This is a genomic window from Hydrocarboniphaga sp. (genome assembly GCF_965279055.1).
Taxonomy (GTDB): domain Bacteria; phylum Pseudomonadota; class Gammaproteobacteria; order Nevskiales; family Nevskiaceae; genus Hydrocarboniphaga.
Window position 1 is genome coordinate 340,485 of record NZ_OZ257125.1, and the last position, 14,812, is coordinate 355,296.

14 protein-coding genes are annotated in these 14,812 nt (G+C 64.5%); 8 read left to right on the forward strand and 6 right to left on the reverse strand.

The window, feature by feature from the left end:
- Positions 1-108 precede the first annotated feature (108 nt).
- The 7 genes from ACQZF9_RS01630 (at position 109) to ACQZF9_RS01660 (ending at position 7,869) form a co-directional block, all read left to right on the forward strand.
- Complete coding sequence (locus tag ACQZF9_RS01630) at positions 109-1,050, forward strand: alpha/beta hydrolase (protein WP_428311536.1); 942 nt, start codon at positions 109-111, stop codon at positions 1,048-1,050.
- 39 nt (positions 1,051-1,089) lie between these two features.
- A complete protein-coding gene (locus ACQZF9_RS01635) occupies positions 1,090-1,404 on the forward strand; it encodes a hypothetical protein (RefSeq protein WP_428311537.1) in 315 nt (104 codons plus the stop codon).
- A gap of 112 nt (positions 1,405-1,516) precedes the next feature.
- Positions 1,517-3,019: a class I adenylate-forming enzyme family protein gene (locus ACQZF9_RS01640; RefSeq protein WP_428311538.1), complete on the forward strand. Its 1,503-nt coding sequence runs from the start codon at positions 1,517-1,519 to the stop codon at positions 3,017-3,019.
- The gene (locus ACQZF9_RS01645) at positions 3,019-3,480 is read left to right on the forward strand and encodes an SRPBCC family protein (RefSeq protein WP_428311539.1); all 462 of its coding nucleotides are present in this window, start codon (positions 3,019-3,021) and stop codon (positions 3,478-3,480) included. Before ACQZF9_RS01640 ends, ACQZF9_RS01645 begins: the two co-directional genes overlap by 1 nt.
- Positions 3,450-4,883 (forward strand): CoA transferase, encoded by a 1,434-nt coding sequence (locus ACQZF9_RS01650; protein WP_428311540.1) that lies wholly within the window; start codon positions 3,450-3,452, stop codon positions 4,881-4,883. Before ACQZF9_RS01645 ends, ACQZF9_RS01650 begins: the two co-directional genes overlap by 31 nt.
- Positions 4,877-6,292, forward strand: coding sequence for an amidohydrolase family protein (locus tag ACQZF9_RS01655; protein ID WP_428311541.1), 1,416 nt, complete (start codon positions 4,877-4,879; stop codon positions 6,290-6,292). Before ACQZF9_RS01650 ends, ACQZF9_RS01655 begins: the two co-directional genes overlap by 7 nt.
- A gap of 443 nt (positions 6,293-6,735) precedes the next feature.
- A complete protein-coding gene (locus ACQZF9_RS01660; RefSeq protein WP_428311542.1) occupies positions 6,736-7,869 on the forward strand; it encodes an MraY family glycosyltransferase in 1,134 nt (377 codons plus the stop codon).
- A gap of 42 nt (positions 7,870-7,911) precedes the next feature.
- Here ACQZF9_RS01660 and ACQZF9_RS01665 read toward each other — a convergent pair whose 3' ends face one another.
- From ACQZF9_RS01665 to ACQZF9_RS01690, 6 genes are read right to left on the reverse strand one after another with little or no spacing between them, the layout of a single operon-like run.
- The gene (locus ACQZF9_RS01665) at positions 7,912-9,060 is read right to left on the reverse strand and encodes a glycosyltransferase family 61 protein (protein WP_428311543.1); all 1,149 of its coding nucleotides are present in this window, start codon (positions 9,058-9,060) and stop codon (positions 7,912-7,914) included.
- A complete protein-coding gene (locus ACQZF9_RS01670) occupies positions 9,057-10,085 on the reverse strand; it encodes a hypothetical protein (protein ID WP_428311544.1) in 1,029 nt (342 codons plus the stop codon). Before ACQZF9_RS01670 ends, ACQZF9_RS01665 begins: the two co-directional genes overlap by 4 nt.
- A gap of 52 nt (positions 10,086-10,137) precedes the next feature.
- Positions 10,138-11,208: a hypothetical protein gene (locus ACQZF9_RS01675; protein WP_428311545.1), complete on the reverse strand. Its 1,071-nt coding sequence runs from the start codon at positions 11,206-11,208 to the stop codon at positions 10,138-10,140.
- Between the two features lie 39 nt (positions 11,209-11,247).
- On the reverse strand, positions 11,248-12,120 hold the full coding sequence (locus ACQZF9_RS01680) for a sulfotransferase (RefSeq protein WP_428311546.1): 873 nt from the start codon (positions 12,118-12,120) through the stop codon (positions 11,248-11,250).
- Between the two features lie 3 nt (positions 12,121-12,123).
- On the reverse strand, positions 12,124-13,260 hold the full coding sequence (locus tag ACQZF9_RS01685) for a hypothetical protein (protein ID WP_428311547.1): 1,137 nt from the start codon (positions 13,258-13,260) through the stop codon (positions 12,124-12,126).
- A gap of 56 nt (positions 13,261-13,316) precedes the next feature.
- On the reverse strand, positions 13,317-13,652 hold the full coding sequence (locus ACQZF9_RS01690) for an HU family DNA-binding protein (RefSeq protein ID WP_428311548.1): 336 nt from the start codon (positions 13,650-13,652) through the stop codon (positions 13,317-13,319).
- 295 nt (positions 13,653-13,947) lie between these two features.
- On the opposite strand from ACQZF9_RS01690, the gene ACQZF9_RS01695 reads away from it, so the two are divergent.
- Positions 13,948-14,808: a sulfotransferase gene (locus ACQZF9_RS01695; protein ID WP_428311549.1), complete on the forward strand. Its 861-nt coding sequence runs from the start codon at positions 13,948-13,950 to the stop codon at positions 14,806-14,808.
- Positions 14,809-14,812: the final 4 nt, after the last annotated feature.

Genomic DNA, 14,812 nt, shown 5'->3' on the forward strand with positions numbered 1-14,812 from the left:
CTGCACCTGTAGGAGCGGACCCTGTCCGCGACTGGGCCCTGCCAATTTTCAGTCGCGGACAGGGTCCGCTCCTACAGGGAATTCGATGACGTTTCGTTGAGAACGCCGATGACGCTACGTCTGCCGCTGCAACTCACGCTGCCCAACGAAAGCGCGCTGCAAATCGCAGCGACGCTGTTCGAGCCTGCCCGCGTCAGCGAAGATCCCATCCTGCTGGTCTGCCTGCCTGGCGGCGGCATGAATCGCGGCTACTTCGATTTGCAGCCCGAAGATGGCGATACGTCCTTCAGCTTCGCCCGGCAGATGAGTGCACGCGGCTTTCACGTGCTGACGATGGACCATCTCGGCATCGGCGACAGCACGAGACCGGCCGATGGCTATGCACTCGATGCAAGCCTGCTCGCGCAGGCCAACGAACAAGCGCTGCAGCAGGTACTGGGCGAGTTGCGCGCGCATCTGCCGATGCTGCGCAGCATCGGTGTCGGCCATTCGATGGGCGCGATGCTGACCTTGTTGCAGCAGGCGCAATACAAGCCGCACGCCGCGATCGCTCTGCTCGGCTTCTCGACGCGAGGACTGCCGGACTACACGCCGCCGGCGCAGGCCGAACTCGCGAAAGATCCGCGGCGGCTGCGCGAGCAGTTGCCGGCGCTGGCGCAGAAAATGTTCCGCGAGCCTTACCCGAAAGTTCAGCGTGATCCGCAGGCCAAGGGCATCTTCGGTGGCAGCAGCGCCGATCCGCGCGGTATCGCCGCACTGAAAGCCGCGTCCGACGAGCCGCTGCTGCCGTTGCCGGCCTACCAGTCGATGCTGCCGGGCAATGTCGCGCTGGATGCCGCGCGCGTCGACGTGCCGGTGTATCTGGCGGTCGGCGATCGCGACATGGCCGGCCCGCCGCAGCAGATTCCGGCCGCGTTCACCGCCAGCCGGGACATCGCCCTGCAGGTGCTGCCCGACACCGGCCACGCGCACTTTCTGTTCGCGGCGCGCGCGCAGTTGTTCGAGCGCTTAGCCGTTTGGACGAGGTCGGTCACCGCGCCGCGTGCTTAACTGCCGCCATAAGCCGAAACACCAATGGAGAGCGGCAGCATGGCGACGGTAATCAAGGCGGGCGCGCGTTACAAAAGCGCGGTTTGCGATACGCAGGTGATGGTGGTGAAGGCGCTGCCGGGCGAGCACGAGCTTCATTGCGGCGGCGCCGCGATGCTGGCCGGCACCGCCACGGCCGCCGATGGCGCGAGTCTCGATCCCGCGCTCGCGGCCGGCACCCTGATGGGCAAGCGCTATGTCAACGACGACGAGTCGCTGGAGCTGCTGTGCACCAAGGGCGGCAAGGGCACGCTGTCGCTGGACGGCGCGGCGCTGGATGTGAAGCAGGCGAAGCAGTTGCCGTCGTCGGATTGAGCCCTGCCAATCGTCACCTGTAGGAGCGGACCCTGTCCGCGACTGTGATCTGGCAGTGCCGAGTCGCGGACAGGGTCCGCTCCTACGGTTTCTAGAACAGGCCTCACGCAAAATGAACATCGCCACCCTGCTCGACATGGCCGCCGAGGCTTTCGGTGAGCGTATCGCCGTCGTCTGCGGCGGGACGCGGCTGAGCTATGCGCAGCTGAAAATCGCGGCGATGGCGGCCGCGCAGCGCATCAAGGCCAGCGGCGCCGCCTATGTGGCGCTGCTCGATGTCAACAGCGCCGCGGCACCGGTGGCGATCTTCGGCGCCGCCTATGCCGGCGTACCCTACGTGCCGTTGAATTACCGGCTGACCAGGGCCGAGATCAACGCGCTGATCGCGCGCATCACGCCGGCCTTGATCGTGACCAGCGCCGACTATCACGCGCTGATCGACACACGCGACGATCTGCAGATCGTCGATCGCGGCACGCTGCTTACGCCGCGCGAAACGGCGGCCATCGAGCCGCCCGACGATCCGCGTGCCGTCGCCGTGCAGCTGTTCACCAGCGGCACCACCGGCCAGCCCAAGGCCGCGATCCTGCGCCACGAAAACCTGATGAGCTATATCGTCGGCACGGTCGAGTTTGCCGCCGCCGACGAGGACGACGCGATCGTGGTCACGGTGCCGCCGTATCACATCGCCGGCATCTCCGCGGTATTGAGCAGCACCTACGCCTGCCGGCGCATGGTGCAGCTCGAAGGCTTCGACGCGGCGTCCTGGCTCGCCGCCTGTCGCGAGCACCAGGTCAGCAATGCTTTCCTGGTGCCGACGATGCTGCAAAGAGTCGTCGATCATCTGCACGAGCAGGGCGGGGATGCCCAGCTGCCATCGCTGCGCGCGCTGGCCTACGGCGGCGGCAAGATGCCGCTGGCGACGATACAGCGCGCGATGCAGCTGCTGCCGCAGGTCGCATTCACCAATGCCTATGGCCTGACCGAAACCAGCTCGACGATCGCGGTACTCGGCCCCGAGGATCATCGCGCGGCCGCGGCCAGCGAAGATCCGCGCGTGCGTCGCCGGCTGGCGTCGGTGGGCAAGCCCGGCGCCGTCGAAATCGAAATTCGCGACGAAGCCGGCAACGTGCTCGGTGCCGAGCAGGCCGGCCTGGTGTTCGTGCGCGGGCCGCAGGTATCCGGCGAATACCAGTCGCTGGGCAGTCAGCTCGACGCCGACGGCTGGTTCCCGACCAAGGATCGCGGCTATCTCGACGACGAGGGCTATCTGTTTCTCGACGGCCGCGCCGACGACGTGATCGTGCGCGGCGGCGAGAACATTTCGCCGGGTGAGATCGAGGATGTGCTGTTGCGCCACGCCGCGGTCGCCGACGTCGCCGTGGTGGCGATGCCGGACGAGCAGTGGGGCGAAGCGGTGGCGGCCGCGATCGTGCTGAAGCAGGGCGAGGTCGCCAGCGTCGCCGAACTGCAGGCGCTGGTGAAAGCGCAGCTGCGCTCGTCGCGCGTGCCGCAGCGCATCGTGTTCAGGCAGCAGTTGCCGTACAACGAACTGGGCAAGGTGCTGCGCCGGGTGATTCGCCAGGAATTGATCGACACAGCGGCGGTGGCCTGATGAGCTTCGTCATCGACAAGAGCATCGAGATCCGGGCGCCGGCCGGCATCGTCTGGGAAGTGATCACCGATCTCGCCGCGTATCCGCAATGGAATCCTTTCGTCGTCGAATGCAGTTCGAGCCTTAAACCCGGCGATGCGATCGACATGCGCGTGAAGCTGTTCGCCAAGGCGCAAAAGCAGCGCGAATGGATGCACGAGCATGTGCCGGGCCGGCGGCTGAGCTACCGCATGAAGCCGGCGCCGCTGCGCGCGCTGGCCAGCGCGCGCTCGCACGAGGTCAAGGCGATCGGCGGCGATCGCACGCGCTACCAGTCGCATTTCGAACTGCGCGGTTGGCTGCTGCCGCTGGTGCGCGGCATGATGGGCACCAGACTTGAAGCGGGGTTCGCCGGAATGACCGAGGGTATTCGTCAGCGCGCAGAGAGCTTGTGGGCGCAGCGCAATACCGCGACGGGCTGAAGCCGGCCGTCGAGGAGACCGCGCGGCGCTACGCCGGGCGGCTGCTGAGCGCCGCCGGCCTGGCGGATGCGGCGGGCGCGGTCGAGCTGCCGGACGAGCATCCCGTGGTTGCCGCCGCGCGTTGCGGGCTGATGATGCTGACCGGCGACGCTGGGCTGGAAGCCGAACTGTGTCCGGCGCCGATCGCGGCCTGCGCCGATGGTGTGCTCGCAGCGTTGGCGGCGGTCGCGCCGCCAGCCGCATTCAATGGCCTGCGCGGCTCGCAGCTGCTGACCGAGCGCGCCGCGATCACCGGCCACGCGCGCAACGGCGCGATTTCACCCAACGGCAGTTGCCGTCTGTTGCGCGCCAGTGACGGCCGCATCGCGCTGAACCTGCCGCGCGCCGACGACTGGGGCCTGCTCGAGGCCTGGCTGGAGACCGAGGTCGGCAGCGGCTGGGACGGGCTGGCCGAGCGCGTTGCTGTGCGCAGCGTCGGCAGTCTGGTCGAGCGCGGGCGGACGTTGGGGCTGGCGGTGGCGGATGCTGTCCCCTTTTCCACGTGTGGGAGAGGGTCCCGCGTAGCGGGGGGAGAGGGCCTGCTCAACGGACTGGCCCTCTCCCGGCCCTGCGGGCCACCCTCTCCAGCACGCGGGAGAGGGGAAAAGCCGCCACTCGTCGTCGACCTGTCCTCGCTTTGGGCCGGGCCGTTGTGCACGCATCTGCTGCAGTGCTGCGGGGCCGAGGTCATCAAGATCGAGAGCCTGCATCGCCCCGACGGCGCGCGCCATGGCGTGGCGGCGTTCTTCGATCTGATGAATGCCGGCAAGCGCAGCGTCGCGCTGGATTTTGGCAGCGGTGAAGGCCGCGCCGCCTTGCTGGCGCTGCTGCGGCGTGCGGACATCGTCGTCGAGGCGTCGCGGCCGCGCGCGCTGCGCCAGCTCGGTATCGACGCCGAAGCGCTGGTCGCAGCCGATCCGCGCAAGACCTGGATCAGCCTGACCGGCTACGGCCGCACCGAGCCGAACGCGCAGTGGATCGCCTACGGCGACGACGCTGGTGTCGCCGGCGGCCTGTCGGCGCAGCTGCACGCGGCGACCGGCCGCTGGCTGATCTGCGGCGATGCGATCGCCGATCCGCTGGCGGGCCTGCATGCCGCCTTCGCCGCCTGGAGCGGCTGGCAGCGCGGCGGCGGCGGGCTGGTCGACATTGCGCTGGTCGATGTCGTCAGGGGCTGCGCGGATTTCGAAACCGCCGGCGCGCCACACGCGCGCCGGCGGCAGTGGATGCAACAACTGATCGCGTCGCGCCAGCGCGTGCAGGCGCCGCAGGCGCGCACGGCGGTGCGGGCCGCGGCGCTGCTGGGCGCGGATACCGACGCGGTGCTGGCCGGGCTGGGTATCGAGCTGGCCCGCGCGTGCTGATCCGCGCCGCCGAAATCGGCATCGCGCAACCTCGCATCGTCGATCTGCGCATCGCGCAGGGCCATATCGCCGAGATTGCGCAGCAGCTCGAAGCGCAGGCCGGCGAGACGGTGATCGATGCGCAAGGCGGCGCGCTGCTGCCGTCGCTGCATGACCATCATTTGCATTTGTACGCCTACGCCGCGGCGCAGGAGTCGCTGGTCTGCGGGCCGCCGCAGCTGCATGGCGTCGACGAGTTGCAGCGCGCGCTGCAGGCGCGCGATGCGCAACTCGAAGGCGGCGCCTGGCTGCGAGGTATCGGCTATCACGAGTCCGTCGCCGGCGACATCGACCGCGACTGGCTCGACCGCCACGGGCCGCCGCGGCCGCTGCGCATCCAGCATCGCAGCGGCCGGCTGTGGATCCTGAATTCACTGGCGCTGCAGGCGATCGGCGCCAGCGAATCCGATGCGACGCCGCTGCAGCGCGACGCCGCCGGCCGCTACACCGGCCGGCTCTACGACGCCGACGACTGGCTGCGCTCGCGCCGGCCGTCGCGCCGGCCGAGCCTGCACGCGGTCAGCCGTCAGCTCGCTGCCTACGGCATCACCGGCGTCACCGACACCACGCCCGGCAACGGCGCGGATATGTTCGAGGTATTCGCGTCCGCGATCGAGCGCGGCGAGCTGCTGCAGGACGTGCTGATGATGGGTGATGCCAGCCTCGACGGCTGCGTCGATCGCGCCGGCCCGGTGCGTTGCGGCGCGCACAAGTTTCATCTGCACGATGCCGATCTGCCGGACTTCGACGCGCTCTGCGCCGCGATCCGCAGCAGTCACGCGGTCGGCCGTGGCGCCGCGTTCCACTGCGTGTCGCGCACCGATCTGACGTTCGCGCTCGCCGCGCTGGCCGAGGCCGGCGTGGTGCCCGGTGATCGCATCGAGCACGCCGGCGTCACGCCGCCGGAACTGCTCGCGTGGATGGCCGGGCTCGGCGTCGCCGTCGTCAGCCAGCCCGGCTTCATCGCCGAGCGCGGCGATGCCTATGTCACCGACGTCGACGTCGACGACCGGCCCTGGCTGTACCGCCTGCGCGCGTTCCGCGACGCCGGGATCACGCTGGCGGGCAGCAGCGACGCCCCGTTCGGCGACGCCAATCCCTGGAAAGCGATGCAGGCCGCGGTGTCGCGCCGTACCGGGGGCGGCGTCGTCATCGGCGCCGACGAGAGCCTGACGCCGGAGCAGGCGCTGGCGCTGTTCCTGATGCCCGCGGACGTTCGGCAGCGGCTGCCGCGGCAGATCCAAGCCGGGGCCGAGGCGGACCTGTGTCTGCTCGACCGGCCCTGGAAGCGGGCCCGCCTGGACCTGCAACAGCTGCGGCCGAGAATGACCTTCAAGCGGGGCCTGCCGATCGCCGGCATCGGCCCGTGAGGCGCGCTCTGGTGGTTTTCTCTCAGTAAGCCGGTCGATCGGGTGGAGCGCCGCTTTTCTGCTCCGAGACGCAAGATTTTTCCTTCGCGAACGCCAGGATACGGACCATCCGACATACGGCGCTTATGTCCTCAGAACGTAATCGACACTTCGGATAATCCTTATAAACCGCTGGCTTAGACCGATTCGCTTGCTTGAGCCGGCCGGCTTAGTCCTTGCCTAACCCCTGTTATGGGGGCGACGCAAAAAAGTCACCAGATCACATCGATTTTGATGATTTGCCGACGAACGTCGGCGTATACTCGCCAGCAGGCAGACCAATTCCGACTAACCAAAGAACCTCGCGTTCTGAGTAGATCGGGCTGCCAGCGGGGTTCTGAATCGGGGCAGGGTCGACAAAGTGACGCGGTTGCCTTCTGAAGGGCAGCCTTAGGGAGCAGGTTATGGGGCTGATTGCGATCGCGGTGGTGGCGCTGTTGTGCAGCGCGTCGCTCGGTTACCTGACCCTGCGCGTCGCGCTGCGCTACCGGCTCGGCATCGACCGGCAGCAGGCCTCGCACAAATCCCACGTTCATGTGGTGCCGCGGCTCGGCGCGATCCCGGTTGCCGGCGGCCTGCTGATCGCGTTGCGGGCGCTGACGCTGGACGGCGACGACTTCGACGCCGAGACGCTGTTTCTTGCGCTGACCCTGCTGCCGGCTCTGTGCATCGGCCTGCTCGAAGATTTCTTCCAGAACCTCGGCACCTTGGTGCGACTGGTCACGACGATGGCCTCGGCCGCGCTGGGCTGGTGGCTGCTCGGCGCCAAGCTGACGTTTTTGGACATCGGCTATCTCGATCCGATCCTGGCGAACTACGCGATTGCCGGTTTCGCGATGACGCTGTTCGCGGCCTCGGGCGTGTCGCACGCGGTCAATATCGTCGACGGCTGCAACGGCCTGAGCAGCTTCGTCAGCATGGTGATCCTGGCGGCGATCGCCGCGGTGGCCAACGTCGTCGGCGACAGCTTCATCTTCTCGGTCGCGGTGCTCAGCGTCGCCGCGCTGCTCGGCTTCTTCGTCTGGAACTTCCCGTTCGGCCGCCTGTTTCTCGGCGACGGCGGCGCCTACTTCACCGGCCTGCTGGTCGCCGAACTGTCGATCCTGCTGGTGTGCCGCAACCCCGGCGTGTCGCCGTGGTTCCCGATGCTGCTCGGCGTCTACCCGATCTGGGAGACGCTGTATTCGGCCTACCGTCGCATGTTCGTGCGCGGCCGCTCGCCGGGCTCGCCGGACCGGCTGCACATGCATAGCCTGGTCTATCACCGCCTGATCAAGAGCATGAGCAACGCGCACAACCCGCGTCTGCAGACGCTGCAGAGCTCGCTGGCGGCGATGTACATGTGGCCGTTCGCGCTGCTCGCCGCGGTACCGGCGGTGCTGTTCTGGGATCAGCCGCAGGTGCTCAAGATCAGCTGCGCGGTGTTCGCCGTGGTGTACCTGGTGCTGTACCGCAACCTGGTGCATTTCCGTGCGCGGCGGCTGCTGCAGGTGCGAGATCGCATCTCCCGCGTCGAATCATCAAGTCCGGCGATCTGAGACGAAATTTTGGCGGCATCGCCTCATCGGCTTTGGAATCAGTTAGCCGAACCAGCGCTCCAACGAGTCGGCCAGCCGCTCCAGATCGACGCTGAAGTCGTCATCGCGAGCCTTCCTGATGGCATCCGGTGCCGTCTGCCCCAGAAAAAAACGGCATCGCGCATTGCTCAAGCCAGCGATGATTGCATCGTCGGGGAACACGAAGTTCGGTGGCGCCAGCACCGTGATGCTGCCTGGCTTTCGCTGGAACAACGACAGATACGTCTGGCTGCCGATCGGTGCCGCGATATCCACCGCTCCGGCGGCGTGATGCAACTGGTCGGCGAACGACAGTAGCTCCGGGTTGACCACCTCGAAGCCATGTGACCGAAACAGGCTCTCGACTTCCAGTTCGTTTCTCAGCACGCGCCGCCTGTCCCACTTGCGCCGGCTCAGGTAAACCCGTGGTGCCAGTGGCGCCCGGCCGACCAGCAGGTGCTCGCTAATGCGTCGATATAGCAGCAGCACATCGGTATGGGCGCCGCGGTGCAGGCGATACAGCGGTGTCGGCAGGTACAGCTGATTGAATCGCAGCGGCTCCGAAAACAGCAGGATATCGGCCGGTTTCAGACCGAACGCTTCGAAGACCTGCTGCTGGAAGGGCAGCAGATTTCCGTTTGCCGAGTAAGCGGCGATCCGCAAACCGGCAGCGCGTGCCTGATCGACTGCCCACAGGCGCGGGACCAGATCGAGTAGAAAATGGCCGAACTGCCCGGTGGCGTTGCCGATGTAAACGACAGGCTCCTCCACCTGATCGCGAATTTCGAAATCGCGCAGAATCTGTAGGGAGTCACGGCGTCGCTCCAGATTTTCACCTCGCGCCGCGCGGCCCTCGTGCGTAGTCGATTCCGCGAACCAGCGCCCTTGCTGATCCAGAATGCAGGCCTGCCCGGCATGCAGTGCGCCCGGTAGGCTCAGTATCTGTTTTTCGACCATCAGGCTGGGCTTTCGATGCCAGTTCATCACGTGCGTCAGGCCCTGGCCCTGAGTCGGTGCTTCGCCCGCCATCTCCGGGGATAGCTGAAAGGTAGGAGCAGACTCGCCGAGGCGATATCGAGCCTGCACCGCCGACTGTGATGACCAGCCGCCCGCGGGCTGTGCCTCGCAGCCCAGAGTGACGGGCCGCAGAATTTGCCCAGCCGTGAACTTCAATTAGTGGCCTGCACGGCAGACGGCTTGAGCGGCTTGTGATCCGGAGCTTGCCTCACGGTTTCCAGGTAGCGGAGCAGAATCTGCACCGAGCGTTCCGAAATCAGACAGGCTTCATCCATGGTTTCGTAATCCGACGGAATGCGCAGGTTGAACAGCGGCGCGGGAAGCTGCAGTTCGTTCTGCAGTCTTTTATTGGATCTGCGATAACGCTCACGAACGCCCTGGATCGACGCTGGCGACACCAGCCGGTAGAGGCGGTGATCACGGTCGCCCGGGATTTCCGAGGCCAGTTGAAGCAGCCGGTTCTTATCGATCTTCAGGCCCGAGGCTTCATTGCGATTGATCAGGCGCATCAGTTCGACTTCCACCATGTCGGCTGACGCATTCACGGAGGCGTCGACTCGTTGCAGGCCATCACCATCGACCTGCATGACGCTGAGAAAATCGCTTTGTATGTCGCCGCCGACGAGCTTCGCGCGATCGTAAATACGAGCCTGTACCCGCTCTTTGTCGAACAGGCGAGTAAGTCTCAGGAACTTGGCGTAGTAGTTCAGGTTGCGCCCGTGCAAGGCCTGTTGCATGCACTCTTCGGCGGTTAGGGTCCAGTTCTGTGTCTTCAGCTTCTGCGCATAGTCCGACAGCAGCCACTCGCACTGTTCGCGGAAATAGATGATCGCCTTCGCGCTGAAGCCGGCGCGCTCCGCGGCCAGCCTCAGCGGTGCGAGCAGCACTTCTCCGGTACCCATCGTCCATTCGCTGGAAACCAGCACGTGATCGGTTTGCCCCGATCCAAGGTAGGCAGAGAATTGAGCAAGCGGCTCGTCGATGGCTTGGCCCTCACGTGCCAGCAGAGCGAGCGATGTCAGGTTGCCGACCGACGATCCTCTGGCGGGCAGACCAAAAGCGGTTTCGTCCGGGTAAGCCCAGCCGCGCGTCATTAGCGCGTCTCGATTTAGCGCGAGAAACTTCTGCAGGGCACTGGTGCCTGCACGGCCCATTCCCACATGGATCAACAATGTCTTCAACGCGGCGCTCTTGATCGGGCTTCGAAGTTCCCGACGATAATACAGCAGCGATTTAGCCTCTTCCGTCGGCGTCCCCATCCGCCGGTGCATCGGAGCTACCGGATGCCACGACCGGGTTCTTGAATGCCCATAGCTTGGCACTGATCGAGATTGCCTGGTCGACGCTCAGCTGCGGGGCACTTTCGCCGCAGTCATCGGGTTTCTCGCGAAACAGAAAGCCGTCTTCGCGCCCCAGATAGCGGCGCGCGACTTCGGCATTGCTGCCGGAGAATTGCGACAGAAACGAGTGGGCGAATTCCGGCGCCATGCGTAGCTTGGGGCCGGTGGAAATCGCCTCCATCGCGCGCACGAGCTCCCGCCGGCTCAGGTTGACCACGTCGTCGATGTAGCGAGGGAACTGCGGATTCATCAGGCGGAGGTATTCCGCGGTTTGAGCGTCCAGACTTTGGTTCTGGGTTTCCGGAATATCGAAGCCCGATAGCTCGCCATCCAAGCCGATGACGCTCAGGAAATCGGACAGCAGATCCTGCTTCGCGAACTGGCTGCGTTCGAAAGGTCGCACCACGATATTCGCTTCACCGAAATGTTCGGCCCAGGGCTTGAGAAACCGCGTGTAGTCGTACAGGCGTTTCTTGGCGTCGCCGACCATTTCCGACCAGTGTCGCGTGCCGCCGGCCTTGATGTGCTGCGAATAACTGCTCAGGTAGAACAGATCCTGACGGCGCAGATAGATTACGACCTTGATCTGGCCGGCCGTCAGCGGCGACAGCAGATCGCGCAGCCTCATCAGTTCGGCTGGCTGGCGCAGCTGCGACATGTTCTCGCCGGAGACCACGATGCTGTTTCCGGCCGGCCAGCCCGCGGCTTCTGCCGACAGCTTTCTATCGAGCTTGAGCCTGAATTGTGCGACTTTGTCGGCCGACAACAGACCCAGCATGCGCCGGGTGTGATCCAGCTCGGTATCGTCGAGCGCGTAGGCGGTCAGCTTGCGGTGATTCTGCGAGCCGGTGGCGCGGGGCACGATCACCCCACGGCTCGCGAGCAGGTCGCGATTGCGTTCGAGAAAAGCCTGGATCGTGGTCGTGCCGGTTTTCGGCATGCCGATGTGAAGATAGAACGTCATCGCGTCTGCGGTTCGGCTGCTGAAAGTGGACTGACGAGGCTAGCCTTGCTGCGCTTGCTTGACAGTGGCATGCCAGCTGGCCGGCACCGCGTCGCCGAACTTGTCGAAGACGAAGTCGTAGATATGCTGATAGGCCGCGTAGGCGGCGGCCATTTTGTCCGCCGCCAGGGGAATCTTGGCGCCGGGATTGACGATCTGGTCGAACTTGGCAGGCCACGGCGCCACGCCGATGAACGAGGTGATGTCGGCCGCGGTTTCGTCGGTGAACAGGTTTTCGTAGAACACGTACTTGATCTGCTCGGGCTTGGCGACTTTCTCGAGTTCTTCGATGGTGCGTTTGTAGTCCGAGCGGTAAAAGTAATCCTTGTCGCCAAGCAGATCCATAAAGCGCTGGTCGGGATTGAAATTCTTCATCTTGCGCACGCCCATCCGCAGCGCCGACCAGTAACGCTCGATCGGGTCGCGCATCAGGAAGATGAAGCGCACGCGCGGATGCATGTCGATGATCGCGCGATAACCGGTCGCATCGAGCAGCGAATAACCCGGCGTGATGTCGCAGAAAACCGACTCATCCTTGACCCGTTCGCGGAAGAACCGCATGTACGGATATTTTTTTGGATCGGCCTGCATCTGCAGCCGGTCGATCACCGTCAGCAGCTTGTCCAGCATCTTGGTGTTGACCTTGCTGCCGTTCTGCTCGAGGCCCTCGCTGACCTCCTTGGCCAGCCGGATCATGCGTTTGCCGACGTCGACCCGCGACGGCGTCGGATACACCGCATCGAAATAGTGCAGCTCTTTTAGCCGCGACACGTAGACATCCGGGTGTTCGCCCAGATACCGGGCCAGCCAGGTCGTGCCGGCTTTCTGTGCGCCTACGCCGACCAGGAACAGCTTGTTGCAGAAGTCGTCCATACCTCAGGGCTTCTGCGCTTTTTTCTTTGCCCTTTTTTCGCCGCCGGCGCGTTTCGCGTTGCGCCGTTCCCGCTGCGCCTTTCTTGCAGCGCGTGCGGCTTCGTCTTCGTTGCTGGTTGCGGCCGCAACATTGTCAGGACTCACCGGCGCAGCGGCGGCTGCTTGCTTGGCCGCCTTGCGCTGGGCTCTCCTGTCCGCTTGGTCGGCGGGGCTGGGGGCCGAGGCGGCCTTGACTTCAGGCGTCTTCTTTTTGCGCGCGTCACCGCGGTGCCCGGGGCGCTTGTCGCCCAGCCGCGTGAACTGTGCCAGCGCGTATTCACTGCCGATTTTGGGATCGAGCGTTTTGTCGGCAAGCGGCTGCTGCGTCGCATCGAAGCCGAGCAGTGCGTAGTCGTCGGCCACTTCCTTGACGAAGTAGTCGACGTCTTCCTGCAGGAACCAGTCCCTCCAGTTGCCTGATGACTTGGTGCGGACGATATGCGTGTGCTTGCCGCCGACCTCGAATTCCGGATCGACTTCGAAACCCAGGTAGCGATTCAGTGCGTCGAAGCGGCTTTCGACGAAATCCTCGTAGGACATCATGAAATAGCGATCGCCATCCTGGCGTTTCATCTTTGCCGGCAGCAGCGCGTTGTTGCGAACGCTGGCCAGCAGACCCTCGCGCCCGGTGATGCGGCCGACCTGGCGAATGATCTCGGCGACGCTGATCGATTCCGGTGCTCGTTCCTTGCCTCGCAGCAATTCGAGCACGGCCTCGATCTTGTCGTTCTGCCCCGGCTCGATCAGACGCGTCAGCATGAAAACCAGCCGGCTGATCACGTTGTCACGCGGATCGCGATAGATGATGACCTTCTTCTCGAAGGCATCAAACAGCTTCATTTCCTTGCGGATGAACGGGCCGAGCAGCACCTTGATCAGCGGTACCGGATCGACGGCCGAGTCCAGATACGCCTGAACTTTCTCCGCCTCGATCGGCTCGAACAGGCCTTTGGCATTGAGGCCATGGCGCTTGATCAGCGTGTTCTGGATGGCGTAGAACAATGCGGTGGTGCCGCTCTTGGCTGCGCCGAGAATCAGGATGCCCCTGGGCAGGGCGGCGGCAGCGTTGCGGGTGCCGGTCGCTGTTGGGTTCACAGTCACGCGGGTCTCTGGTTGATGGTGTCGAAGATGCTGACGGCCGAAGTGGCGGTGGCTGATTAGGCCTCGACTTTCTTCTTATCTTTTTTGTCTTTCTTTTCGGCTCTTTCCGCCTTGGCCGTTTTGTCTTTTTTGCCGGCGCCGGTCTTGGCTGGTTTGAACGTCAGAAAGCTGGCGGCCTCTACGATCTGTTTTTCACCGCTCTTGGCGTTGACCTTTTCACCCGCCTCACGGTTTTTGAGCACGAACGAACCTAGCCCGGGGATCGACACCTTGTCGCCGGTTTCGACGGTCGTTTTGATCGTGGCGAATACGCTGTCGATGGCTTTCTTCAACTCGCCGGCCTTGATGCCGGAAGAGGCTGCTACCTGGGTCACAATTTCATCGAGTTTCACTAAAATCTCCTTGGGTCGAATGAGGCGGGATCGCACCGTGAGGCGGCCATCGCCAGCGTGGCCTGGCGGTCGGTTTTTGTTTGGGAATCGATGGCAGCCCGGATTTGCAAGTTTGCTGCCGAATGACGCGGCCGGCGTCTGACGAGAGCGCTCCACGATGGGGCCCGGGGATATTGTCACGCACCCCCATTACAGGCAAGGATCAGCCTCGCGCCGCGGTTTGACAGTGCGATTCTGGCTCGCCTAGAGTCCCGGCGCCGCTAGCCTCCGCTTGGCTGCCGTATCATCAACGCCAATGATTCAGGAGTTTTTTGTGGCAACTGCGGCAACCGGAAGCGGCCCTGATTTCATCGGCATAGGCCTGCAGAAAGCGGGTACACGCTGGCTCTACAACCAGCTCGAGGAGCATCCCGATTTCTGGATGCCGCCGATCAAGGAACTACACTTTTTCGACCGCCCTTTCCCGCATCGCTCGATGGTGGACAAAGGCAGCAGGCGGTCGGTTGGCGCCGACGCGGCAGGGTTTCAGCAACTTCTAGAGAGCCTGCGCAAATCGCGCGTTCCCGACTTCGACATCTACGCTTCGCTGTTTTCCTTCTCCGGCGGCAGGCTGACGGGCGATATCACGCCTGCCTACAGCAAGCTCGAGTTGCCGATGATCCAGGCGATTGCGCAGCGGCTGCCGCAGGTGAAAGTGATTCTGATGTTGCGTGATCCCATCAGCCGCCTCTGGTCCAATCTGAATGACGCGCTGAGCCGCGGGAAGCTGGACGAGGCCGTGGTCCACGATCCGGTCGCGTTGCGACAGGTGCTCCACGCCGAGCCTTACAGCTATCTGTCCTATCCGGCACAGATCTACCGCCGTTGGGCCGGGTGTTTTCCGGAATCGCGGCTGCGCTGGTTTTTTCTCGACGACGTCATTGCCGAGCCCGAGGCCACGCGCAGCCGGATTCTGCAATACCTGGGCGGTGATCCGCAGCAGAAAAGCGGCGAGTTGTCGCTGTCGCACAATCCCAAGACCGGGCGGCCGCGGGCGGCGCTTGAAGGTGCGATGCGTGATTGCCTGGTTGCCGAGTTCGGCGACGAACTGCGCGACTGCGCGCAGTTGTTTGGCGGGCCGGCGATCGGCTGGCTCGAAAAATACGGCCTGGCATAAGTCC

Bases quoted from the DNA above. Each gene is read 5' to 3' on its own strand.
- ACQZF9_RS01640 (WP_428311538.1), top strand. From the start codon at position 1,517: ATGAACATCGCCACCCTGCTCGACATGGCCGCCGAGGCTTTCGGTGAG.
- ACQZF9_RS01635 (WP_428311537.1), top strand. From the start codon at position 1,090: ATGGCGACGGTAATCAAGGCGGGCGCGCGTTACAAAAGCGCGGTTTGC.
- ACQZF9_RS01680 (WP_428311546.1), bottom strand. From the start codon at position 12,120: ATGGACGACTTCTGCAACAAGCTGTTCCTGGTCGGCGTAGGCGCACAG.
- ACQZF9_RS01675 (WP_428311545.1), bottom strand. From the start codon at position 11,208: ATGACGTTCTATCTTCACATCGGCATGCCGAAAACCGGCACGACCACG.
- ACQZF9_RS01695 (WP_428311549.1), top strand. From the start codon at position 13,948: ATGATTCAGGAGTTTTTTGTGGCAACTGCGGCAACCGGAAGCGGCCCT.
- ACQZF9_RS01660 (WP_428311542.1), top strand. From the start codon at position 6,736: ATGGGGCTGATTGCGATCGCGGTGGTGGCGCTGTTGTGCAGCGCGTCG.
- ACQZF9_RS01645 (WP_428311539.1), top strand. From the start codon at position 3,019: ATGAGCTTCGTCATCGACAAGAGCATCGAGATCCGGGCGCCGGCCGGC.
- ACQZF9_RS01630 (WP_428311536.1), top strand. From the start codon at position 109: ATGACGCTACGTCTGCCGCTGCAACTCACGCTGCCCAACGAAAGCGCG.